The organism is Kytococcus schroeteri (assembly GCF_002847825.1).
In the GTDB taxonomy this organism is placed as follows: Bacteria; Actinomycetota; Actinomycetes; order Actinomycetales; family Dermatophilaceae; genus Kytococcus; species Kytococcus schroeteri.
Genome location: NZ_PKIZ01000002.1, coordinates 58,565 through 82,134 on the forward strand (window position 1 = coordinate 58,565; position 23,570 = coordinate 82,134).

Sequence of the window (23,570 nt, forward strand, 5' to 3'; positions counted from 1 at the left end):
GCCACGGTCCCCGCGGCGCTGGTCGTCACGGTCACGGGCGCCCTGGTCGCGGGCGTCGTCGCCCCCGGCCTCCCCACGCGACCGGCCGCCCCGGCGGCCCCGGCGGGTGCGGGAGGAGCCCTCCTCCTGGCCGCCCTGCTGGGACTCCCCGCCCTCGCGGCGGTCCGTCTCCTCGGCAGCCGCAGGCGCCTCGGCCTGCTCCTCGCGCGAGGCGACCGGCGCCTCCTGCGCGGCCGGCTGTGCGGCCACGGGCTCCACGCCACGGGCCGAACCGGCGTCCACGCGCGCCTGGCGGATCTCTGCGACGAGGTCCCCCTTGCGCTTCTTCGTGGTGTCGATGCCCATGCTGGCGGCCAGTTCCTGGAGCTCTGCCAGGCGGAGGGCGCTCAGGGCCGTGGAACGCTTCGGGCTCTCGGCCGGCTGGGTCTGGTCAGTCATGCAAGTCCTTCCAACCTGCGCCGACGGGGCGCAGCGGTGATGGATGTCGGCACGGCACCGGGCACGCCACATGGGGGCGCCCCGTCGTGCTCGGTTGCCGGCCTGCAGGGTTCGCCGTACGTGGCGAGGTGGTGTGCACCGGGTCCGTCATCACGTCCACGTCTCAGACGATGACTGTGTCGGAGACGGGGGGACGACCCTCAGGCCTTGAGATGCCGGGTGGAACGAGGTTCCCGCCGACGCCGTCACAGTACCACCCGGCCCGGCGACCTGCGCCACACGCCGACGGGGGCGGTGCGGGTGTCCCCGCACCGCCCCCGTCACCGGGACGCCGTCCTCACATGCGCTCGGGCGCCGAGACCCCCAGCAGGTCCAGACCACGGCGCAGCACTACACCGGTGGCGTCGTTGAGCCACAGGCGGCTGCGGTGGAGGTCGGTGACCTCCTCGCCGTCACGGGGGCGCACGCGGCAGGCGTCGTACCACTTGTGGAACGCGCCGGCCAGGTCCTCCAGGTAGCGCGCCACCCGGTGCGGCTCGCGCAGCTCGGCGGCCTGGGCCACCACCCGCGGGAAGTCGCCGAGGGCCGCCAGCAGGGTGGCCTCGGTCTCGTGGTCGAGCAGGGCCGGGTCGAAGCCGTCGGCGCGGTCCACCCCATCGGCCTGGGCGAGGCGCGCCACGTTGGCGGTGCGCGCGTGGGCGTACTGCACGTAGAAGACCGGGTTGTCGTTGCTCTGCTTGCGCAGCTCCTCGCCGTCCAGGCTCAGCGGGGTCTCCGCGGGGTAGCGCGCCAGCGAGTAGCGGATGGCGTCGGCACCGATCCAGTCGAGCATGTCGTTGAGGTCCACCACGTTTCCGGCGCGCTTGCTCAGGCGGGCGCCGTTGATGGAGATGAGCTGGCCGATGCGGATCTCGATGTTCTTGTCCGCGTCGTCGCCGGCGGCCGAGCTGATGGCCTTGAGGCGGTTCACGTAGCCGTGGTGGTCGGCGCCCAGCAGGTAGATCTTCTCGGTGAAGCCGCGGTCCTTCTTGGAGAGGTAGTACGCGGCGTCGCTGGCGAAGTAGGTGTGCTCGCCGTTGCTGCGGATGAGCACGCGGTCCTTGTCGTCGCCGAAGTCCGTGGTGCGCAGCCACACGGCGTCGTCCGCGTCGTAGACGTGTCCCTGCTCGCGCAGGCGGGCGATGGCCTTGTCCACGGCGCCCTCGTCGTGGAGGCTCTGCTCGCTGAACCAGACGTCGAAGTGCACCCCGAATCGCTCCAGGGTGTCCTGGATCAGGCCGAGCATCAGCGGGTAACCCAGCTCCCGGGCGGTGGCCACGCCCTCGGCGCGCGGCAGGTCGCCCAGGTCGGGGCGCTGCTCGAGCACCTTCTGCCCCAGCTCCTGCACGTACTCGCCCGGATAGCCACCCTCCGGGGTGGGCTCGCCCAGCGCGGCGGCCAGCACCGACTCGCCGAACTTGTCCATCTGCGTGCCGGCGTCGTTGATGTAGTACTCGGCGGTCACGTCGGCACCGGAGGCGGCGAGCAGGCGCCGCATCGAGTCACCCAGCGCGGCCCAGCGCGTGTGGCCGATGTGCAGGTGGCCGGTCGGGTTGGCCGAGATGAACTCGAGGTTGATCGTGTGGCCGACGAGCGCCTCGTTGTCACCGTAGGCCTCGGCCCCCTCCACGATGGTGCGGGCCAGCTCGCCGGCGCTCGCGGCATCGAGGGTGATGTTGAGGAAGCCCGGGCCGGCGATGTCGACGGCGGCGACGCCCTCGGTCTCGCGCAGTCGGGTGGCCACCAGCTGGGCCACCTGACGGGGGTTCATGCCGGCCTGCTTGGCCAGCTGCAGCGCCAGGTTGCTCGCCCAGTCGCCGTGGTTGCGGTCCTTGGGTCGCTCCACGCGGACCTCGGCGGGGACCTCGACGGAGATCTCCCCGGCGTCGACGGCGGCCTGGAGCGCCGTGGTGATGGCCTGTGCGAGCTGTTCGGGCGTCATGGGGCGCACCCTATCGACAGCGCTGGTAAGGTGTCCCCTCGGTCCATGGCTGGACGGCGCGAAAGCGCGAGGTCGTACCTCGTTGTCCGCCCGACAGGCAGACCACGTGCCCCCGTAGCTCAGGGGATAGAGCACCGCCCTCCGGAGGCGGGTGCGCAGGTTCGAATCCTGCCGGGGGCGCACACGTAGAAGGCCCGGTCCACCAGGACCGGGCCTTCTGCGTCCCCGGGAGCGAGCCCCACCGTCTGCCCCGCACCTGCCGACCCCTTCCCCCTTCCCCACTCCCTGGCCCCCTCGTTGAGTCGTCGTTTGTCGGGGTCCCACAGCCAATGTGACCCCGACAAACGACGACTCAACGAGGGGGGTGGCTGGGGACGGACGCCCTGCATCGACGGCTCGTCCACATCCCACCGAGCGGGGACCGCCCACGCCCACCTGTCCCGCTCACCCTGTGGACATGCCTCGAGACGCGCAGCCTCGGCTCCCAGCCACCACCCCCGACCACTTCACCTGCGCAGAAGCGCTGCAGCAAGGACTCACGCCAGACGTCCTGCGCAACCCGGCGTGGCACGTGCCGATGCGGGGAGTCCGCTCCCGCCGGGAGGCCACCACGGCCCTGGCCCGCATCGCGGCCGTCGCCACGGGGCTCCCCCACGGGACCGCCATCAGCTGTGACTCCGCGGCGGTCCTGCACGGCTTTCCGATGCCGCGGCCGGCCACGGCCGAACACGCCGTGCACGTCCGGCGCGCCGACGGATTCCGGGTGAGGCGACCGGGGGTCATCGCCCACGCCCGCCTCGAACGCCGACGGACCCAGGTCGTCGACGGGGTGCTGACCGTGGGCCCCGAGGACACCTGGCTCGACCTGGCCGCACCCGGGCACTGGGGCCTCACCGCCCTCGTCGTGGCCGGGGACCACCTCGTGAACCGGTGGACAGGACGTGCCGTGGAACGGCTGGAGGAGGCGGTCGCGCGCCGCCGACGCTCCCCCGGGATCCGGCTGGCCCGCACCGCCCTGGGGCTCATCCGGACCGGTTCCCGATCCCCCGCGGAGTCCCACGCCCGGGTCCTCGTCGTGCAGGAGGGGTTGCCCGAGCCGGCCCTCAACGCAGCCGTGGCCGGCCAGTGGGGCGAGGTCGTGGCGGAGGTGGACATGCTCTGGGAGGAGGAGCGCGTCATCGTGGAGTACGACGGTGAGACCCACTACGAGGACCCCGAAGCCCGACAGGCCACCCTCCGCCGCACGGAGATGCTCCGGGACCTGGGCTTCCAGGTCGTCACGCTCACCCGACGCGACCTCTGGGCCGGGCAGCACCACCTCTGGCTGGCCGACCTGCGACGCAGGCTCCGCACCGCCCGCGGTTGACACCTCCCCAGCCGCCCCGTCCCTCTCGTCGCGGCCCCCTCCCCTCGTTGAGTCGTCGTTCGTCGGGGTCCCAGCGGAGATTCCACCCCGACGAACGACGACTCAACGAGGGGAGGGGGGCGGGTCTCCCTCTCCGGGATGACGGATGTCACGCGATGCCGTCCTGCGGTTCACCCGCCTCCACCCCAGGGCGGTGATGGAATGGGCCCACCCAACGATCCAACGGCCCGGACGGACCGGGCCCCACCCACCAGGAGGTGACATGAGCACTGCCCTGCAGACGGACGGCCCCACGCCGCAGCCCACGGGCCGCGGTGCCGCCGGCGACGCCCGCGGCGCCCGCGTGGAGGTCCGCAACCTCTCCAAGCACTACGGCAGCTTCAAGGCCGTGGACGACCTGAGCTTCACCGTCGAGCCCGGCCGCATCACCGGCTTCCTCGGCCCCAACGGCGCCGGCAAGACGACCACCCTGCGCATGCTGCTCGGCCTGATCAGCAAGACCTCGGGCACCGCGACCATCGACGGCCACGACTACAAGGACCTGGCGCGCCCGCTGCACACGGTGGGTGCCGCCCTCGAGGCCACCGGTTTCCACCCCGCCCGTTCCGGCCGCAACCACCTGCGCACCATCGCCGCCACCCACGGCATCCCGGACTCCCGGGTGGACGAGATCATCGAGCTCGTCGGCATCCCGGCGGCCAGCCGCAAGAAGGTGGGCGGCTACTCCATGGGCATGCGTCAGCGCCTTGGCCTCGGCGTCACCCTGCTGGGAGACCCCAAGGTGCTCGTCATGGACGAGCCGGCCAACGGCCTGGACCCGCAGGGCATCCGCTGGCTCCGCGACTTCCTGCGTCACATGGCCCACGAGCAGGGCAAGACGGTGCTCATCAGCTCGCACATGCTCAGCGAGGTGCAGCAGACGGTCGACGACGTGGTCATCATCGCCAACGGGCGCATGGTCACCTCCGGGTCCCTCGCGAGCCTGGACACCGACTCCGGCACCCACGTGGTCACCCGCGATGCCGAGGCGCTCGCCCGGGTGCTGGCCGAGCGGGGCGTGCGTGCGACCGTCACCGGCCCCACCACCCTGGACGTGGAGTCGGGCGACGCCGTCCTCATCGGTGACACCGCGCTCGCCGCGGGCCAGCCCATCCACGGACTGTCCGCCGCCAGCAGCAGCCTGGAGGACATGTTCGTGAAGCTCACCGACCAGCACGGCAACCGGAACACGGAGGTCTGACATGGGAACCATCAACTCCGAGCTCCGCAAGGTCTTCACCCTGAAGTGGTGGTGGGTCCTGTGCCTGATCCTGGCGGTCGTCGCCGCCGGGATCGTGGCGCTGAACGCCTGGCAGTACGACTCCCTCCTGAGCGATCCTGCTCTGGAGGAGGCGCGCAACTCCGGGCAGATCCCGGGTCTCGACGACCCGCGCACCATGATCGAGAGCGTCTACCGCTCCCCTCTGATGTTCGGCTACCTGCTGGCCTTCACCGGCGGCGCTCTGGTGGCCGGCAACGAGACCGCCCACAAGACGTGGACCGCCACCTTCACCGCCGTCCCGCGCCGCTGGTCGGTGCTCGGTGGAAAGGTGGTCGCCGCCATCGTCGTCGCGCTCCTGACCGGTCTCACCCACCTCGTGGTGGCCGTCGGGTTCGGCGCGGCGCTGACGGGGGTCTTCGACGCCCTCGAGCCCTTCCCGGAGCCGGCCCAGCTCGCCGTGACACTCGGCACCTTCGTGGTGGCGCACGTCCTCTGGGCGCTGCTCGGCCTGGGGCTGGCACTCCTCACCAACAGCACGCTGGCGACGGTGATCATCGGTTTTGTGGCCACCCTCATCGGCGACAACGTGATCGCCGGACTCGCCTTCGCCTTCGACTGGGTGGGTGACGTCGCGCGCTACCTGCCGGGCCCGGTCACCGGTGCGCTGACGCGCAGCGATGCCGGCGGCGTGTGGGATCCGCTGGAGCCGTGGGCCGGCGGGTTGGCGCTCGCGGCCTACGCCGCCGTGGCACTCCTGCTGGGTGGTCTCCGCCGCGCACGCAAGGACGTCGACTGACACCACCCTTCGGCGGCTGCCCATGAGCCGCACGACACCGCCTCGGGCGGGTGGACGACCCTCGTGGTCGCCACCCGCCCGAGGCGCGCCCGGGACGTGCTCCAGACCACGCGGCCCGCCTTCACCCCGCGTCGGGGCCACGCATTAGGCTGGTGCCCAGCAGTGCCGTGCGCGGTGCCCTGATCCCGGGTGCCGGACGGCGTTCGTGACCTCGAGTGCAGGGAAGAAGGCGCATCCACCGTGGCCCAGAACCACTCCTCCGACGCCCAGGCCACCTTTGGGGCCAACGACTGGCTCGTGGAGGACATGTACGACCAGTGGCGTGAGGATCCTGACTCGGTGGGCACCGAGTGGCAGGAGCTCTTCGCCACCTGGAGCCCCGAGGGCGGCGACGCCCCGCAGGCTGGTTCCGCCACGAAGAAGTCCTCCCCGAAGGCCACCGGCAGCGACTCCGCCCCGGCCGAGCAGGCCAAGGAGCGCGCGCGGGCCGAGAAGGCTGGCAAGGACGCGACCGGCGAGAAGCCGGTCGACCCGGTGAAGGCCGCGGCCGCCGACCCGACCTCCGACGAGGCCCCCGAGCGTCCGGCCAAGGTGCGCCGCGCTCCGGCCGAGAAGGTCGTCCCGTCGCAGAAGCGCTCGACCGTGCTGCGCGAGGACACCGCGCCGGCCGAGGGCCTCATCCCGCCGCGCCGCCGCCCGCTGAGCCGCGACATGCCCGGCCCGCGTGACGTGCAGGGCGAGGTCGAGGCGAAGACCGAGAAGATCAAGGGCACCGCGGCCGCCATCGTCAAGGCGATGGACGCCTCCCGCGAGGTGCCCACGGCCACCTCCGTGCGCGCCGTGCCCGCGAAGGCCCTGATCGACAACCGCATCGTCATCAACGGCCACCTGGCCCGCAACCGCGGTGGAAAGATCAGCTTCACCCACCTCATCGGGTACGCCCTGGTCAAGGCCGTGCGCGCGATGCCGGACATGAACTTCCTGTACGGCACGGACGAGAAGGGCAAGCCCACCGTCACCGACCCGGGCACCCTCAACCTCGGCATCGCCATCGACATGAAGAAGCCGGACGGCAGCCGCACGCTGCTCGTGCCGAGCATCAAGAACGCCGACCAGATGGACTTCACCCAGTTCTGGTTCGCCTACGACGCGATGGTGGCCAAGGCCCGCGACAACAAGCTCGACGTCAGCGACCTCACCGGCACCACGATGTCGCTGACCAACCCCGGCGGCATCGGCACCAACCACTCCGTGCCGCGCCTCATGTCCGGCCAGTCGGCCATCATCGGCGTGGGCTCGCTGGACTACCCGGCCGAGTTCCAGGGCATGGCCCCCGAGCGCATCGCCAAGGACGCCGTCAGCAAGATCCTCACGCTGACCTCCACCTACGACCACCGCGTCATCCAGGGTGCGGCCTCCGGCGAGTTCCTCAAGCTGGTGCACGGCTACCTGCTGGGCGAGGAGGGTTTCTACGACGAGATCTTCCAGTCCCTGCGCATCCCCTACGAGCCGGTGCGCTGGACCCCGGACATCGCCGCGGTGCACGAGGACGACCTCTCCAAGGACGCCCGCGTGCAGGCGCTCATCCAGGCCTACCGGGAGCGCGGCCACCTCATGGCCGACACCGACCCGCTGGAGTACACCCTGCGGCGCCACCCCGACCTGGACATCAACACCCACGGCCTGACCCTGTGGGACCTGGACCGCACCTTCGCCACCAACGGCTTCGGCGGCTCCGCCCGCCTGCCGCTGCGCGACATCCTGGGGATCCTGCGCGACTCCTACTGCCGCACCATCGGCGTGGAGTACATGTACATCTCCGACCCGGTGCAGCGCCGCTGGATGCAGGAGCAGCTGGAGCAGCCGTTCGAGAAGCCGGACCGCGAGGAGCAGCTCAACCTGCTGGGCCGCCTGAACGCCGCCGAGGCCTTCGAGACCTTCCTGCAGACCAAGTTCGTGGGCCAGAAGCGCTTCAGCCTCGAGGGTGGCGAGTCCGTCATCGCGATGCTGGACATCATCCTGCGCGACGCCGCCGTGAACGGCCTCTCCGAGGTGTGCATCGGCATGCCGCACCGTGGCCGCCTCAACGTGCTGGCCAACATCGCCGGCAAGTCCTACGCCCAGATCTTCCGCGAGTTCGAGGGCGAGTCCGGCTCGGCCCACGGCTCGGGCGACGTGAAGTACCACCTGGGCACCTCGGGCACCTACAGCGACGACGAGGGCAACGAGGTGGGCGTCTACCTGGCCGCCAACCCCTCGCACCTGGAGGCCGTGAACCCGGTGCTCGAGGGCATCGCCCGCGCCAAGCAGGACCGCGTGGCCACGCAGGACGGCGAGTACCCGGTGCTGCCGATCCTGCTGCACGGTGACGCGGCCTTCGCGGGCCAGGGCGTCGTGGCCGAGACCCTGCAGATGAGCGGCCTGGCCGGCTACAAGACCGGCGGCACCATCCACATCGTGGTCAACAACCAGGTGGGCTTCACCACCTCGCCGCTGGAGGGCCGCACCGCGCGCTACTCCACCGACGTGGCCAAGATGATCGAGGCGCCGGTGTTCCACGTGAACGGCGACGACCCCGAGGCCTGCGCCCGCGTGGCCGAGCTGGCCTTCGCCTACCGCGAGGCCTTCCACAAGGACGTCGTGGTGGACCTGGTCTGCTACCGCCGCCGTGGTCACAACGAGGGCGACGACCCCTCGATGACGCAGCCGCAGATGTACAACCTGGTGAACAACAAGCGCTCCGTGCGCAAGATCTACCAGGACTCCCTGCTGGGCCGTGGCGACATCTCCGAGGACGACGCCAAGGCGATGCTGCAGGACTACCAGCAGAAGCTGGAGTCGGTCTTCACCGAGACCAAGCAGGCCCTCAAGGAGAACGCGGCCAACGGCAACGCCGGCCAGAAGGACCAGGAGCAGGTGGAGCACGGGTGGGACTCCCCCCTCGACACCTCCATCGAGCCGGAGCTGCTGAAGCGGCTCGGCGAGGTCTTCTCCGACGTGCCCGAGGGCTTCACCGTGCACCCCAAGCTCGGCAAGCTGCTCGAGCGCCGCACCGCGATGACCACCGAGGGCGACATCGACTGGGGCATGGGCGAGCTGCTCGCCTTCGGTGCCACGCTGGCCGGTGGCCGTGACGTGCGCATGTCCGGCCAGGACGTCCGCCGCGGCACGTTCACCCAGCGCCACGCCGTGATGGTGGACAACGTGACCGCCGACGAGTGGACCCCGCTGCGTCATATCAGCGAGGACCAGGGCCGCTTCGACGTCTACGACTCGCTCCTGAGCGAGTACGCGGTGCTCGGCTTCGAGTACGGCTACGCGGTGGAGGACGACGAGGCCCTCGTGCTCTGGGAGGCCCAGTTCGGCGACTTCGTCGACGGCGCCCAGACGATCATCGACGAGTTCATCGCCTCCTCGGAGCAGAAGTGGAACCAGCGCTCCCGCGTGGTGCTGCTGCTGCCGCACGGCTACGAGGGCCAGGGCCCGGACCACTCCTCGGCCCGCATCGAGCGCTTCCTGACGCTGGTGGCCGAGAACAACATGACCGTGGCCTACCCGTCCACGCCGGCCAACCACTTCCACCTGCTGCGCAAGCAGGCCGAGAGCGAGCCCGGCCGCCCGCTGGTGGTGTTCACGCCCAAGCAGCTGCTGCGCGTGAAGGCCGCCGTGAGCCCGGTGAAGGACTTCACCGAGGGCCGGTTCCAGCCGGTGCTCGGTGACCCGGCCCAGCCGGACGCCCAGGCCGTCAAGCGGGTGCTGGTGTGCTCCAGCCGCGTGTTCTACGACCTGGCCGCCGAGCGCGACAAGCGTGGCGCGAAGGACGTGGCCATCGTGCGCGTGGAGCAGCTCGCCCCGCTGCCGGCCGAGGAGCTGGCGCAGGAGCTGGCGCAGTACCCCGACGCCGAGCTGGTGTGGGTGCAGGACGAGCCGTTCAACCAGGGCGCGTGGCCGTACATGAAGGTCAACCTGCCGGGCGCCCTCGCGGAGCACGGTGAGGAGCGCGAGATCCGCCCGGTGGCCCGTCCGGCCTCGGCCTCCCCGGCCACCGGCGTGGGCTCCAAGCACAAGAACGAGCAGGCGGACCTGATCCGCCGCGCTTTCGAGGAGTGAGCCCCGTGGACGCCTTCCGCGAGCGCTACCACCGCGAGCTGGCCCTCTCGCTGGACATCACCGACGACGTGGTGGACGGCGAGGACCAGTTGCCCACCGGCTGGCACCTGCGCAAGCCGGTCTCGGCCGAGACGCCGGCCATGACCCGGCTGCTCGCCGCTCACCAGGAGGCGGTGCTGGGCAAGGCCAGCACCGCCTGGGTGGACGTCGACGACCGCGTCCTGGGCCGTGGTGCGGAGTTCCGCTTCCACCGCATCGCCCAGGACGCCGAGGGCGAGGTGCGCGGCTGGGTCAACGTCCACGACCGCGCCGTGCACCGCGTGATGCTCGACGTCTACCTCGACCCGCGGCTCGTGGCCGGGGAGCTCGAGGGGGTGGACCCCGTGCAGGTCTGGAAGGCCCTCTTCGCCTGGGGCCGGGCGGCGGCCGTCCGCATCGCGTGGCGCCGTGGCGTGCAGGAGACGACGCTGGACGCCAGCCCCTACGAGGCGGACACCTTCACCCGTGAGCGCCTCGCCGAGGCCGGTTTCGAGCACACCCGCACGTGGTGGCAGATGCGCCGCCCGGTGGATCCCTCGGAGGCCGACGTGGAGACGCTCGGCGCACCGAAGGACGGGCTGGTCATCCGCATGGTCGACCAGAACACCTCGGGCCGCCTGCCCAACGAGGACGACCTGCGCCAGGTGCACCAGACGCTGGAGGACTCCTTCCGCGACCACTTCAACAGCCAGCCCGAGCCGTTCCTGGAGTTCGTGAGCCGGCTCCGCGAGGACCGCGCCCACCGGTGGGACCACTGGTGGATCGCCGAGCTCGAGGAGGACGGCACCCCTGCCGGGGCCGTCATCGCCGCCGCGGTGCTCGACGACGGGCCGCTGGACGAGCAGCTGCGCCGCGCCGAGGAGGGCCTCCAGCAGGCCGTCCCGGAGGCGGTGGGCAGCTACGTGGAGTACCTCGGCGTGACGCGCGCCGCCCGCGGCCGCGGCGCGGCCAAGGGCCTCCTGCACGCCGTGATCCGCGACGCCGCCGAGCGCGGGCGCCAGTTCGTGGACCTGGAGGTCGACGCGAGCTCCCCCACCAACGCACACGAGATCTACTCGGCAATGGGGTGGCGCACCAAGTACTCCACCGACACCTGGCACGCCACCCTGCAGGTCCCGCAGGGCTGAGAGGCGTCGACACCACGGTCCGGCGCACGCGATGATGTGCGCCGGACCGGTAGGTTCCCCCACGCACCCACCCACCAATCCCAAGGAGCCGGCGTGACCGACACCCGCCCCACCTATCCCAGTGACAGCACCCGCCCCACCTTCGACAGCAAGCAGCAGTTCCAGGTGAGCGAGGGCCAGCGGCGCATCGGGCTGTGCTTCGTGGGCGACGGGTCGGTGGCCGGCTACGGCGACGAGCGGGCCCTGGGCTGGGTCGGCCGCGTGATGGCCCGCACCCCCCTGGAGCACGTGGACCTGGCCGCCTACAACCTGGGCGTGGTGGGAGCCACCTCCGCCCACCTCCTGGCCCGTTGGCGCACCGAGTGCGACCCGCGCTGGGAGCAGCGCAACGAGCGCCGTCTGGTCATCGGCGTCGGTGCCGGGGACCCGGAGGCCGCGCTGACCACCGCCCGCTCGCGCCTCAACGTGGCCAACATGCTCGACGACGCGGCCACGCACGGCATCGCCACCTTTGTGGTGTCCCCCACCCCGGTGGTGGACGCGGTGGCCAACGAGAAGCTGCGCGCCATCGTGGACGCGCAGGCCGACGTGTGCGCCCGCCGTGGCGTGCCGTTCGTGGACTGCTTCACCCCGCTGCTGGGCCACCAGCAGTGGGAGGCCGAGATGCTCGCCGGCGACGGCCGCAACCCCGGCCGCACCGGCTACGGCCTGCTCGCCTGGCTCGTGCTCAACGGTGGCTGGCACCGCTGGATGCGTCTGGGCGAGTGAGTCCCCGCATCGGTCTGGCGCGTGTCTCCGGCCGCTCGATGGAGCCGGTCCTCCGGGAGGGGGACCGGCTCCTCGTGCTCCACGGGGCGCGACCCCGCCCCGGCCGGCTCGTCGTCGCCCAGCTCCCGCCCGGCCCGGCCGGCCCCCGCCCGATGGGGGTGAAGCGCGCCACCCACCGCCGAGTGGTGGACGGCGACGTCCGCTGGTGGCTCGCCAGCGACAACCCGGGTGCCGGGACGGACTCGCGCACCTTCGGCCCGGTCAGGGCCGGCGCGGTGGTGGCCGTCGTCCTGGCCCGCCTCCCCCGACGGCGCCGGTGGGCCTCACACCGCCGACGGAGGGCCTGAGCCGATTCCGCCGGTTACGCTGGGGCCCCCTCTGTGGTGGATCGGCCCCGATGGTCGGACCGCACCGCCGGAGGACCCGTGACGTCCCCTCCACCCCCACGAGCAGGAGCAGACCCGTGCAGCAGGACACCACCGACGCCGCCCGCCGCGACCCCCGCGCCGAGGTGGTGGAGGACTCCCGCCCCTGGGGTCGCTTCGAGCAGTTCACCCACAACGAGCAGTCCACGGTGAAGCTCATCACCGTGCTGCCGGGCCAGCGCCTCTCCCTGCAGGTGCACGAGCACCGCGACGAGCTCTGGGTGGTGACCCATGGCCCCGTGACCGCGCAGGTGGGCGACGAGACCACCACGGTGGAGGCCGGCGGCCGTGTGTGGATCCCCCGCGGCGCCACCCACCGCCTGGGCAACCCGGGCACGCAGGACGCACAGGTGCTCGAGGTGGCCTTCGGCACCTTCGACGAGGGCGACATCGAGCGCCTGGAGGACGACTACTCCCGCGGCTGAGGCGGGTTGCCCGTCGCGGAGCCGCGCCCCGTGGCGAGGTTCGCCATGTGACGAACGCCGTAGTCCACGGCGTGGGGCGCGCCGCCCACCGTCGGCTATCTTCGGGGTGGTCCCCTCGGGGACCGCACCACCACCGACGAGAGGGAGACCGTGGCGAACGATCTGCGCAGTGACCAGACGACCCGGGACCGAGCGGTCCGCCTGACGTGGGCGGGGATCGACGCTCTCCTCTGGTTCGTCGCGACCTGGGCCGCCACCGCGCTGCGGTTCGACTTCTCGATCGGCGAGGCCCATCTGCTGGGAACGATCGGTATGGCCGCGTTGGCCGCCGCGTTCCATGTGGCCCTGGGCCTCGTCGTCGGCCCCTACGCGGTCGGCCACCAGCGGGGCTCCTTCGAAGAGGTCGCCGACCTCGCGCGGGTCACACTCATCACGATGGCTGTGCTGCTCGTGGTGGAGCTGGCCAGCCCCGGCGTGGGTGTCCCCCGCAGCGTCCCGCTCATCGCGGGCCTGGTGGCCCTGGCCGGCATGCTGGCCGTGCGCTTCGTGCTCCGTGCCCGGAACACGCGGCAGGCAGCCTCGGCCGACCGCGAGCACCGGGCCCTGATCTTCGGGGCGGGCTCCGCCGGCCGGCAGCTCGTCCGGTCGATCATCGAGGACCCCAAGGCCGCCTACACGCCGGTCGGCTTCGTCGACGACGCCCCGAGCAAGGCGAAGCTCCGGATCGACGGCGTGCGCGTCCGCGGCACGCGGCGGGACATCAAGGCCCTCGCCGAGGCCCACGACGCGAGCCACCTCATCATCGCCCTCCCCAATGCGGACTCCGAGCTCCTGCGCGAACTCACCGAGCTCGGCGACGAGGCCGGCCTGCGCACCATGGTGCTCCCCCCAGTCGCCAGCATCGCCGACGGCCGCCCGCAGGTCTCGGACCTGCGCGACATCAACCTCGCCGACCTGCTGGGCCGCCGCCCCATCGAGCTGGACCAGGCCGCCATCTCCGCCGAGCTCTCGGGCAAGGTGGTGCTGGTGACCGGCGCCGGCGGCTCCATCGGCTCCGAGCTGGCCCGCCAGATCTCCAAGTTCAAGCCGGCCAAGCTGCTGCTGCTCGAGCGCGACGAGTCCTCCCTGCAGGCCACCTCCATGAGCCTCGTCGGCCACGGCCTGCTCGACTCCGACGACCTGGTGCTCGCCGACATCCGCGACCTGCAGGGCCTGCACGCGGTCTTCCAGCGCCACCGCCCGGAGGTCGTGTTCCACGCCGCGGCGCTCAAGCACCTGCCCCTGCTGGAGGCCTACCCGCACGAGGCGTGGCTGACCAACGTCATGGGCACCCACAACGTCCTCACGGCCGCGAGCGCCGCCGGGGTGCGCACCTTCGTCAACGTCTCCACCGACAAGGCCGCCAACCCCACCAGCGTTCTCGGCTACTCCAAGCGGCTGGCCGAGCGCATCACGAGCGACTTCGCCAGCAAGGAGCCCGGCCGCTACGTCTCGGTGCGCTTCGGCAACGTCCTGGGGTCCCGCGGGTCGGTCATCCCGGCCTTCACCGCGCAGATCCGCAAGGGCGGGCCGGTGACGGTCACCCACCCGGACGTGGAACGCTACTTCATGCTCATCCCCGAGGCCTGCCAGCTGGTGATGCAGGCCGCCGCCATCGGGCACGACGGCGAGGTGATGGTGCTCGACATGGGTACGCCGGTGAAGATCGTGGACGTGGCCAAGCGCCTCATCGCGATGTCCGGCAAGCGAGACGTCGAGATCACGTACACCGGTCTGCGCCCGGGCGAGAAGATGAGCGAGGAGCTCTTCAAGCCGGGGGACGACGCCCGCGTGACCGGCCACGAGCTGGTCTCCGCGGTGGACGTGCCGCTGCTCGACCGCGACGTGGTCCGCGACCTGGTCTTCGACGACGCGGAGTCGGCCCGGGCCTACATGGACCGGGAGGCCACCTTCGACCTCGAGGTGCGCCGCACCGACGACACGCAGAGCAACGCGGTCCTCGGCGATGGGCGCACGCACCCCGAGCAGGAGGGCGCCCACCCCGCCCGCGACCTCTGAGGCGCGACCCCACCCGTCGCGGTATCGCTGCCCACGTACTAGCGTGGGCAGCGACGAACCCTCCCGCGAAAGGTTGTGACATGATCTCCCGCTTTGTCGCCCCCACCCTCGAGGTCAGCGCCCACTGCGACCTGCCCTGCGGCGTCTACGACCCCGCCCAGGCCCGCATCGAGGCCGAGTCCATCAAGGGCATCATCGCCAAGGTCGACGGCGAGAAGGCCGGTGACGCCGACTTCCGCACCCGCGCCATCATCATCAAGGAGCAGCGCGCCGAGCTCGTGAAGCACCACCTCTGGGTGCTGTGGACCGACTACTTCAAGCCGCCGCACTTCGAGAAGTACCCCCAGCTGCACCAGCTGGTCAACGAGGCCACCAAGCTCGCCGGTGCCTCCGGCGCCAAGGGTGCGCTGGACGCCGAGGTGGCCGACCAGCTGCTGGCCAAGATCGACGAGATCGCCGAGATCTTCTGGGAGACCAAGAAGGAGGCCTGAGCCACTTCCTCCCCTGCCCGAGGGCGTCACCGGTCACCGGTGGCGCCCTCGGCGCGTGCGGGGTCGGTCGCTCAGTCCTCCCGCAGGCCACGCACCACCCGACGGGCGATGGCGACCACCTCGGGGTCGAACTCGTAGCCCTGCTGCATCGAGATGCGGGACATGGCGCGCTTCAGGGCCTCCGGGGTACGACGGCCACCGGCGTAGTCGTCCACGGCGTTGGCGACCTTGAGGATTCGGGCGGCCCGGGGGACATCCGCGCGGTAGGTCACGTGATCGATGAAGGGGTGCGCCTGGTGCCGCAGGGCGTCGATGACCGGCGCGTCCTCCGGCATCTCGGCGGCGATCTCCGCCGAGCGGGCCGCGATGCGCTGCTGGTCCAGGGGCGCCAGGAGGCTCGTGCTCCCGTCGGTGATGCGGGTGTTGAGGGACACCAGTCCGACGTCATGGATGAGGCCCGCCCGCCGGAGCTGGTCGCGTTCCACGGCGGAGAGGCCCAGGGAGGCGGCGATGCCCACGGCCACCTCGGCCACGCGCTGGCCGTGCCCGTCCCGGGTGTACCCACCCACGTCAGGGAGGCGTGAGAGGGCCGTGACCGTCTCCTGCGCCACGGCCAGCGCGCGGTGGCGCCCCTGCAGGGCGGCCGCGATGTTGAGCAGGGGTGCCAGGGCGAGCGGGGCGAACCACCAGCCCACCGGGGGCACCCCGGCGATGAGGGCCGCGGCGGTGGCCGCCATGCTCAGCGNCGTCACCCCGGACCTGCTGTGGTGGTTCGGGGGCTCCGCGGTCACCGGCCTCCTCGTGGCGGCGATCTGGTGGGCTCCCGTGGCCAAGGGGTGGCTCTCGCTGCTCGTGGCGCTCACGGCAGGGGCGGGCCTCGTGGTGGAGCTCATGGCGGGGCGCGGGGGGTCCGGGCGCCGGGGACCACGGGCGATCCGGCCGGCCGGATCGCCCGTGGTCCCCGGCGCCCGGACCCCCCGCGCCCCGCCATGAGCTCCACCACGAGGCCCGCCCCTGCCGTGAGCGCCACGAGCAGCGAGAGCCACCCCTTGGCCACGGGAGCCCACCAGATCGCCGCCACGAGGAGGCCGGTGACCGCGGAGCCCCCGAACCACCACAGCAGGTCCGGGGTGACGGATGCTCCGGGGTGCCTTCGGCGGGAGAGGGCGAGCGCTGCGGTGCTGCTGACCGCGGCGGCCACCAGCGCAGCGACCACGCCGTCCAGCCCCCCGCACGCGGCGATGGCGCTCAGGCCCACAAGGCCGATCTGGCCGGCCCTGGCCACCAGCCACATCGGCATGAGGAACCGGGGCCAGCGCCGCGCCACGAGGACCGCGGCAACGAGCACCACTGCGAGGAGGACGGCCCCGCCCTGTGCGGCGCTCACGCGGCACCCCGGACGGCGCGCGGCAGGTCGTGGCGCCACCACCCCGGTAGGTCCTCGAGGGCGACGTCGTGGCGGCGCAGCACCGGCCGTGCCTCCCGGAGGCCGTCGACGGCGCGCCGGTCGTAGCGCGTCGGGTCCGCCTCCAGCAGGTCGCAGATCTCCTCGACGGTGATGTCCGGCCGCTCGATCACCAACGCGTCGACCGCATCGGCCACCTGCAGCACCCGGAGCTCGATCGGCTGGGCACGCTCGGTGTCCATCTCGGCCCCGGCAGGCACCGGCACGTGGCTGTCCCGGATGAGGCGCGCCGCGGCATCGAGGAAGGGCAGCCCCTGCACCATGCGGGCACCCTGCTCACCGTGCCCCTGCTCGCGCTCCCCCTCCTGCGGGGGCAGGGCCACGAACCCGATGTCGTGCAGCCGTGCCGCCAGGTCGAGGCTCTCCATCTGGTGGGGGCCCAGACGGAGATGACGCCCGACCTCCTTGGCGTACTCGGCGACACGGGCACCGTGCGGTTCGAGGTACGGGTCGCTGGTCTTGGCGGCTCGCATGAGGGTGCGCAGGGCACGGGTCTGGCCCGTCTCGGCCTCCTGGATGGTGGCCAGGACGGCCATGTGCACCATGAGCGGCACTGCCGCCACGAGGAGCCCCAGCCCGCGGGGGTGGATGCCCCAGGTGGCCAGGGCGAGCACCACACTGCCGAGCACCTGGTTGAAGGATCCCACCCGCAGGACAGTGGCGGCGTCACGTGCCAGAGCGGGCAGTCCGTGCCCGCGCAGGAGAGCCAGACCCGGCACGATGAGCAGGATGTTCGTCAGCAGCTGTGAGAGCGCGCCGACCACGGTGGGCCAGGCGACGTCCTGAATGGGGTGCCGGGCGTTCCCGAGGTATTCACCGCCGGCCCAGTGGAAGCCCCACCACCCCGCGCTGCTCATGATGACGAAGGTCCCCACGTTGTAGGCATGGACCTGCCACGGCTTTCTCGTCCGGGGGACCACCACCGGAGCAAGGCACGCCATGAGCGAAGCCCACGGCCCGGCGAACAGCCAGGACAGTGCCTGGACCGTGCCCATGAGCGAGTGGCCGAGGCCGAGCCACCGCGTCACGGCCGTGTACCGGTGCGCGGCAGCCGCCAGGACGACCAAGAAGACCGCCATCGGCCAGTATCTGACCTCGGGGAGCGGGACCAGGCACAAAGTCGTGGTGCCGACGACCAAAGCCGTCGGCACCACGCCCCAGAGGAGACGGTTCATGCGTTCACGCTGTCACGCAGAGAACTTCCGCAGCGCGTCCTCGACCTCGATGGAGATGTTGCTGGTCTCGATGGAGATGTTCGCGGCGCGCGCAATCGTCTCGATGGAGATGTTGGCGGCGTGCGCGACCGTCTCGATGGAGATGTTGGCCGTCTGCGCGGCGTCGGACAGGGCGGTGATGGCCTCGATGAACATGGGGATCTCCTTCAATGGGGGCGTTGAGGGGCGCCACCAGTGTGGGCACCCCTCCCAGCCTTCTCCAAGGTTCGCCCCTCTTCTTGGGCAAATCTTTACCTTCGATCCAGCGTCGGCCCAGCCTCCGGCGTGACACTCAGGGGCCGCTCAGGCCTGACGGCGCACCACCGTCACGCTGGTGTGGATGTAGGTGACGATGCGCTCGCGGAGCTCGGTCGGCGCCGGCTCGCACGCACAGGACCGGCGCACGAGCTCCTTCAGGCGCGCGTCGCGCTGGTAGGCGGCCATGCACGGCGGGCACGACTCGAGGTGCGCCTGCAGGGCCCGGCAGTCGGCGTCGGACATCTCCCCGTCGAGGTAGGCGTAGACCTTCTCGAGGTACTCGTGACACATGCGGCTCACGACGAGACCTCCTCCACCTGAGACTTCCGACCGAAGCCGCGTTCGGCTCCGTACTCGGCCAACGCCTCGCGCAGCTGCTTTCTTCCGCGGTGCAGACGCGACATCACGGTCCCGATGGGGGTGTCCATGATCTCGGCGATCTCCTTGTAGGCGAAGCCCTCCACGTCGGCCAGGTACACGGCCATGCGGAACTCGTCGCTCAGCTGCGCCAGCGCCTCGGTCACCTGGGTGTCGGCGATGTGGTCCAGCGCCTCGGTCTCGGCCGAACGCAGCCCCTTGGCCGTGTGCGACTCCGCCGCCGCCAGCTGGTAGTCCTCCACCTCGGCGGCGTCGGACTCCAGCGGCTGCCGCTGCTTCTTGCGGTAGTTGTTGATGTACGTGTTGGTGAGGATGCGGTACATCCACGCCTTGAGGTTGGTGCCCGGCTTGTACTGGTGGAAGGCCGCGAACGCCTTGGCGTAGGTCTCCTGCACCAGGTCCTCGGCGTCCGAGGGGTTGCGGGTGGTGCGCAGCGCCGCGCTGTACAGCTGGTCCAGGTGCGGCAGGGCCTCGCGCTCGAAGCGGGCAGCCTGCTCCTCGGGGGTCTCGGTGGCCACGTCCACGACGTCGTCGGCCGACCCGGCCGTGGTCGTGGCGGGCTTCTCACGGGTGGTGGGCGTCATCGCAGACCCTCCTGGAGGCTCGTCATCCGGGACATCGTAGGTCGGTGCGGCGCGCCGCGGGCCGGTGTTCGCGCTGGGCGCAGCCGGTGTGACCCACATCGCGGAGACCCGCTCCCTGACCCGACGGCCGCCGCCCCTGTCCCGGGGTACGGTGACCGGAGTCCCGAGTGCCCACCGGAAAGGCCCCCCGATGACCGAGCGCATCCACCTCTCGATGGCTGACATCTCGGATGCCGAGGAACAGGCCGTTGTCCGCGCGATCCGCTCCGGCTGGGTCGCCCCGCTGGGACCGGAGGTGGACGCCTTCGAGGCCGAGCTCGCCGAGCGGGTGGGCGCGAAGCACGCCCTCGCGCTGAGCTCCGGCACCGCGGCCCTGCACCTGGGTCTGATCCACCTGGGGGCCCGCCCCGGCACCCACGTGGTCACCAGCTCCATGACCTTCGCCGCCACCGCCAACGCGATCGCCTACACCGGCGCGACCCCGGTGTTCGTCGACTCCCAGGCGTCCGACGCGAACGTGGACCCGCAGCTCATGCTGCAGGCCGTGCGCGACCTCAAGGACCGTGGCGAGACCGTGGTCGCCGCCGTCCCGGTGGACCTCTTCGGCCGTGCCTGCGAGATGGACGTGCTCGAGGCCGGGCTGGTCGAGCTGGACGTCCCCCTGTTCTGCGACACCGCGGAATCGCTGGGCGCCCGGCTGGGCGACCGCGCCGCGGGCTCCTTCGGGCTGGCGTCGGCGTTCTCCTTCAACGGCAACAAGATCATGACCACCTCCGGCGGGGGCATGCTCGTCAGCGACGACGAGGCGCTCATCGCCCACGCGCGCAAGCTCTCGACGCAGGCCCGTGAGCCCGTCCCGTGGTACGAGCACACCGAGCACGGGTACAACTACCGACTGTCCAACATCCTGGCGGCCATCGGCCGCGCGCAGCTGGGCCGGCTGGACGACCTGATCGGCCGTCGCCGCGCCATCCGGGAGCGCTACGTGGAGACCATCGGTGCGCTCGAGGGCGTGCGGGTGCTCGGGGACCAGGACGACGCCCACTTCGACAACTGCTGGCTGACCAGCATCGTGGTGGACCGCCCCGGCTTCGACGTGGACGCGGTGCAGGGCGCCCTCTCCGGCCAGGGCATCGAGGCCCGCCACCTGTGGAAGCCGATGCACATGCAGCCGGTGTTCGCCGACACCCCGGTGGTGGGTGGCGAGGTGTGCGAGGAGCTCTTCCGCACGGGCCTGAACCTGCCGAGCAGCAGCACCATGACCGACGAGCAGCAGGAGCGCGTCATCGAGGCGCTCACGACGCTGCTGGACGCCTGAGGGGCCTCGTGAGCTACGCGCCGGTGAAGCGAGCACTCGACCTCGCGCTGACCGTTCCCGCCTTCGTAGCCTCACTGCCGGTGCAGGCCGCGGCAGCCGTGGCGATCCGCACCACTCTCGGCTCGCCGGTGTTCTTCCGCCAGACGCGGCCCGGTCTGCACGGTGAGCCGTTCGAGATGATCAAGTTCCGCACCATGCACCACGTGGACGAGGCTCGTGGCCGCGTGACCGATGCCGAGCGCATGACGAGGGTCGGGTCCTTCCTCCGTTCCACGAGCATCGACGAGCTCCCCACGCTGTGGAACATCGTCCGGGGCGACATGAGCCTCGTCGGCCCCCGCCCACTCCTGATGAAGTACCTGCCGCTCTACTCCCCCACGCAGGCCCGGCGTCACGAGGCCAAGCCCGGACTGACCGGGCTGGCCCAGGCCTCGGGGCGCAACTCCCTGACGTGGGAGGAGCGGTTCGCGCTCGACGTGGAGTACGTGGACCGCCAGAGCCTGGTGCTGGATCTCAAGATCCTTGCGCACACGGTCGGCGCGGTGCTTTGCCGTGAAGGAATCGCCGAAGACGGGCAGGCGACGATGACGGAGTTCCGTGGGAGCGGGGAGAGCGCGTGAGCCCTACTGAGATTCTCGTCTGTTCGTCCGCCGTACTGGTCCTACTCTTTCGGCGCGGTCCACGCTCGTCCGTCATGGCCTATGTCGCGGCCTACTTCGCCTTCTTCTCCTTGGGCCCCGTCGTAAACACGATGCGAGGCGAGGACATCTACGAAGGCACCGTGGTGTCAGAGGTCCCGGATGCCGGCATCGCATACCTAGTCGTACTCGTCGCCTGGCTCACTGTGGACCTGCTGGCGCGGGACTCCCAAGCCCTCCGGACGAACCCCTATTGGCGGCGCGACGACGGGACACGATGGACAGGCTACTCCGTGGCCCTCTTCATCCTGACCCTCTACGGGGGGTTCTTCGCACTCCAGCTGGCCGTCCTCAGCCCCTTTGAGAAGGCCGTGTCCGTCGGCACCGCCCCCGCGCTGCACTACCAGTATGTCCTTCTGGAGACCATCGCCCTGTCGATGCTCTTCTTCATCTGGCCGGACAAGACGGCTCGCAAGTGGTATTTCCTCAACGCGGTCGTTTTCATTGCCTATGGACTACTGTCAGCGGAACGCGACTTCATTTTCCTGATCTTCAGCCTGTTCGTCCATGCAACGACGTTCGGACTGCTGCGCTCAGCCCGATGGACACCGATCGTCGGGGGCACCTTCGCGGTCTTGGGAACATGGATCTTCGCGACGCGAGGAAATGGTGACCTCGACACGACCGGAGTGCTCAACCAGGGGTCCCTCCTCTTCGTCGACACCTACCTCTTGAGTCGCTACCCCATCAATGACACCGACGCGACCCACTCCTACTGGAACATGATCAGTGGAGGCTCGAGCTCGGGGTTCACCTCATTGAGCGACTGGTTCGTGCAGTTCTATCTCGATTCCCACGCGAAGGCGGGGTACGGCTTCTCCCTCGTGGGCGAGGCGCGCCTCAACGCGGGCCTGGTCGGCGTCTTTGTCGTCTTTGCGCTACTGGCCGTGTTCCACAAGTACCTACTCACCAAGGCCACCACGTGGCGGCCGGCACTCTTCTTCGCGCCGCTGTTCATCACCTTCCTCATGTATTCGATGCGCGGCGACCTTGACATGCTGCTCTCAACGCTCTTGTACGGAGCAGTCTTTCTCCTGGTCGTGTGGCTGACTCGCACCACGGCTCCAGCCAAGGCCGTCCCCCGCACCACGCAGCCGAGCACCGATCCTGCACCCCGGGTGCGTGCCGGAGGTGCAACAGTTGCACGTTAAGGTCGGCCCATGACCGCGGGGCAACAGCAGTTACCCCGCGGTCATGGGCCGACCTTGTCCCGCAAGAGGCCAAGCACTCGAGAGCCGCCGTACAATGCCCATCCCCTTCACGAGTCCGAGGGCATGGACAGAGCGGCCCATGTCAGACCCGAGAAGGAAGACGCACCGTGGATGGTAGGACGATGACCGAAGGAAAGACGAAGAACGGAAGAATCGAATGGATGGACGCGGTACGGGGCTTGGCCGTCCTCCTAGTGGTGTTGCTCCACGTTCCCGTCCTGCCGATGCAGCTGGGAGCCGAGCCCCCTCCATGGCTTGAGCGGTGGCAGTTCGCCCTTCAGCCGTACCGAATGCCCACCTTGCTCTTTCTTTCAGGCATGCTCTTGGAGTCCTCGCTGACGAAGGGAACCAAGCGTTACATCTCCGGAAAGCTCAAGGGGATCGTTTGGCCGTACCTGGTCTGGACCTTCGTGACGGTCGTGGCCTTCCGTGAGACGGAGGCACTCCTTGACCCGCGCACCTGGATCATCGGCTACCACCATCTCTGGTTCCTGATGGTCCTGACCGCTTGCTACGCGCTCGGTCTCCTGGCCAACTCTCTACCGGTGTGGGTCTTCCCCGCCCCCTTGGCCCTCATCGCCATCGGCGCATAAACGTTCGTCCCTGATCTGGCAGTGGCGAAGCTGGTCATCCACTACGCCTGGTGGAGCAGCTTCTTCTTCCTGGGCGCCACATCGCGTCACTGGATGACGAGATGGCAGTCCACACGCGGTCTCGTGCCCGGCGTTCTCGCCGGGTTCGTTCTTCTGTGGTCGGTCTTCGTCGTGGTCGATCCAGAGGCGCGCTGGTCGCGCGGGATCCACGCCTATGCCCTCTCCGTGGGCGGTGTACTGCTTCTGATCTGGTGCGCAAGCCGTATCTCGTGGCCCCGTTGGATGCAGTGGGTGGGGAAGAACTCCATCGTGTGGTACTTGGTCCACGGCGCAGCCATCGGAGGGTGCTGGCTCTTCCTGGAGGACCTGGGCGTGACATCTTGGTGGATCGTCACCCCCATCCTGTTGGTGGTTGGTTACCTCGTCCCGCTGGCTCTTTCTCCGTTCGCGAGGACGCCGCTGTTCCGCTGGTCCAGGACCACACCACCGATCCTCACCGGGCGCAACGCGTAAGCCAGATCGCCGGGGATCTTCAGTTCACACCAAACCGCGCCGGGTCGCCACCC

Annotated in this window: 21 protein-coding genes, 1 tRNA gene and 1 pseudogene; 15 read left to right on the plus strand and 8 right to left on the minus strand. The window is 70.5% G+C overall.

What is annotated here, in order from left to right:
- Positions 1-438: Rho termination factor N-terminal domain-containing protein (locus CYJ76_RS01425; protein WP_180802166.1), on the minus strand; the 438-nt coding region annotated here is incomplete at its 3' end.
- A gap of 337 nt (positions 439-775) precedes the next feature.
- Positions 776-2,419 carry an arginine--tRNA ligase gene (gene argS, locus CYJ76_RS01430; RefSeq protein WP_101849028.1) on the minus strand — a complete coding sequence of 548 codons (1,644 nt, stop codon included), beginning with the start codon at positions 2,417-2,419 and terminating at the stop codon, positions 776-778.
- Between the two features lie 108 nt (positions 2,420-2,527).
- Here argS and CYJ76_RS01435 point away from each other — a divergent pair.
- The 11 genes from CYJ76_RS01435 to sodN all read left to right on the plus strand — a co-directional run bounded on the left by CYJ76_RS01435 (position 2,528) and on the right by sodN (position 15,285).
- A tRNA-Arg gene (locus CYJ76_RS01435) sits at positions 2,528-2,599 on the plus strand.
- 277 nt (positions 2,600-2,876) lie between these two features.
- Positions 2,877-3,785, plus strand: a complete 909-nt coding sequence (locus CYJ76_RS01440) for a DUF559 domain-containing protein (protein WP_101849029.1) — start codon at positions 2,877-2,879, stop codon at positions 3,783-3,785.
- Between the two features lie 262 nt (positions 3,786-4,047).
- The gene (locus CYJ76_RS01445) at positions 4,048-5,025 is read left to right on the plus strand and encodes an ABC transporter ATP-binding protein (RefSeq protein ID WP_070703815.1); all 978 of its coding nucleotides are present in this window, start codon (positions 4,048-4,050) and stop codon (positions 5,023-5,025) included.
- Between the two features lies 1 nt (position 5,026).
- Complete coding sequence (locus tag CYJ76_RS01450) at positions 5,027-5,842, plus strand: ABC-2 transporter permease (protein WP_070703813.1); 816 nt, start codon at positions 5,027-5,029, stop codon at positions 5,840-5,842.
- A gap of 240 nt (positions 5,843-6,082) precedes the next feature.
- Positions 6,083-9,952 carry a multifunctional oxoglutarate decarboxylase/oxoglutarate dehydrogenase thiamine pyrophosphate-binding subunit/dihydrolipoyllysine-residue succinyltransferase subunit gene (locus CYJ76_RS01455; RefSeq protein ID WP_101849030.1) on the plus strand — a complete coding sequence of 1,290 codons (3,870 nt, stop codon included), beginning with the start codon at positions 6,083-6,085 and terminating at the stop codon, positions 9,950-9,952.
- A gap of 5 nt (positions 9,953-9,957) precedes the next feature.
- A complete protein-coding gene (locus CYJ76_RS01460; RefSeq protein WP_101849031.1) occupies positions 9,958-11,118 on the plus strand; it encodes a GNAT family N-acetyltransferase in 1,161 nt (386 codons plus the stop codon).
- Positions 11,119-11,211: 93 nt separating this feature from the next.
- On the plus strand, positions 11,212-11,886 hold the full coding sequence (locus tag CYJ76_RS01465; protein WP_101849032.1) for a GDSL-type esterase/lipase family protein: 675 nt from the start codon (positions 11,212-11,214) through the stop codon (positions 11,884-11,886).
- Complete coding sequence (locus CYJ76_RS01470) at positions 11,883-12,233, plus strand: S24 family peptidase (RefSeq protein ID WP_101849033.1); 351 nt, start codon at positions 11,883-11,885, stop codon at positions 12,231-12,233. The genes CYJ76_RS01465 and CYJ76_RS01470 overlap by 4 nt, the downstream gene beginning before the upstream one ends.
- 116 nt (positions 12,234-12,349) lie before the next feature.
- Positions 12,350-12,736, plus strand: coding sequence for a phosphomannose isomerase type II C-terminal cupin domain (locus CYJ76_RS01475; protein ID WP_101849034.1), 387 nt, complete (start codon positions 12,350-12,352; stop codon positions 12,734-12,736).
- Positions 12,737-12,886: 150 nt separating this feature from the next.
- Positions 12,887-14,794 carry a polysaccharide biosynthesis protein gene (locus tag CYJ76_RS01480; protein ID WP_101849035.1) on the plus strand — a complete coding sequence of 636 codons (1,908 nt, stop codon included), beginning with the start codon at positions 12,887-12,889 and terminating at the stop codon, positions 14,792-14,794.
- Between the two features lie 80 nt (positions 14,795-14,874).
- Positions 14,875-15,285 carry a superoxide dismutase, Ni gene (gene sodN / locus CYJ76_RS01485; protein WP_101849036.1) on the plus strand — a complete coding sequence of 137 codons (411 nt, stop codon included), beginning with the start codon at positions 14,875-14,877 and terminating at the stop codon, positions 15,283-15,285.
- Between the two features lie 71 nt (positions 15,286-15,356).
- Here sodN and CYJ76_RS13135 read toward each other — a convergent pair whose 3' ends face one another.
- The 6 genes from CYJ76_RS13135 to CYJ76_RS01515 all read right to left on the minus strand — a co-directional run bounded on the left by CYJ76_RS13135 (position 15,357) and on the right by CYJ76_RS01515 (position 19,184).
- Positions 15,357-16,178, minus strand: coding sequence for an HD domain-containing phosphohydrolase (locus CYJ76_RS13135; RefSeq protein ID WP_144043008.1), 822 nt, complete (start codon positions 16,176-16,178; stop codon positions 15,357-15,359).
- Entirely contained in the window at positions 16,175-16,672 is a 498-nt protein-coding gene (locus tag CYJ76_RS01495; protein ID WP_101849038.1) for a hypothetical protein, read from the minus strand. Before CYJ76_RS01495 ends, CYJ76_RS13135 begins: the two co-directional genes overlap by 4 nt.
- On the minus strand, positions 16,669-17,925 hold the full coding sequence (locus tag CYJ76_RS01500; RefSeq protein WP_101849039.1) for an HD-GYP domain-containing protein: 1,257 nt from the start codon (positions 17,923-17,925) through the stop codon (positions 16,669-16,671). The genes CYJ76_RS01495 and CYJ76_RS01500 overlap by 4 nt, the downstream gene beginning before the upstream one ends.
- A gap of 12 nt (positions 17,926-17,937) precedes the next feature.
- A complete protein-coding gene (locus CYJ76_RS01505) occupies positions 17,938-18,120 on the minus strand; it encodes a hypothetical protein (RefSeq protein ID WP_101849040.1) in 183 nt (60 codons plus the stop codon).
- A 147-nt stretch (positions 18,121-18,267) separates the two neighbouring features.
- The gene (gene rsrA, locus CYJ76_RS01510) at positions 18,268-18,513 is read right to left on the minus strand and encodes a mycothiol system anti-sigma-R factor (protein WP_070703820.1); all 246 of its coding nucleotides are present in this window, start codon (positions 18,511-18,513) and stop codon (positions 18,268-18,270) included.
- A gap of 5 nt (positions 18,514-18,518) precedes the next feature.
- A complete protein-coding gene (locus tag CYJ76_RS01515; RefSeq protein ID WP_101849041.1) occupies positions 18,519-19,184 on the minus strand; it encodes a sigma-70 family RNA polymerase sigma factor in 666 nt (221 codons plus the stop codon).
- Between the two features lie 190 nt (positions 19,185-19,374).
- On the opposite strand from CYJ76_RS01515, the gene CYJ76_RS01520 reads away from it, so the two are divergent.
- The 4 genes and pseudogenes from CYJ76_RS01520 (at position 19,375) to CYJ76_RS13140 (ending at position 23,517) form a co-directional block, all read left to right on the plus strand.
- Positions 19,375-20,502 carry a DegT/DnrJ/EryC1/StrS family aminotransferase gene (locus tag CYJ76_RS01520; RefSeq protein ID WP_101849042.1) on the plus strand — a complete coding sequence of 376 codons (1,128 nt, stop codon included), beginning with the start codon at positions 19,375-19,377 and terminating at the stop codon, positions 20,500-20,502.
- Between the two features lie 8 nt (positions 20,503-20,510).
- Entirely contained in the window at positions 20,511-21,122 is a 612-nt protein-coding gene (locus tag CYJ76_RS01525) for a sugar transferase (protein ID WP_101849043.1), read from the plus strand.
- Between the two features lie 74 nt (positions 21,123-21,196).
- Positions 21,197-22,351, plus strand: coding sequence for an O-antigen polysaccharide polymerase Wzy (gene wzy / locus CYJ76_RS01530; RefSeq protein WP_144043009.1), 1,155 nt, complete (start codon positions 21,197-21,199; stop codon positions 22,349-22,351).
- Positions 22,352-22,572: 221 nt separating this feature from the next.
- Positions 22,573-23,517: pseudogene (locus CYJ76_RS13140) on the plus strand (acyltransferase family protein).
- Positions 23,518-23,570 lie beyond the last annotated feature (53 nt).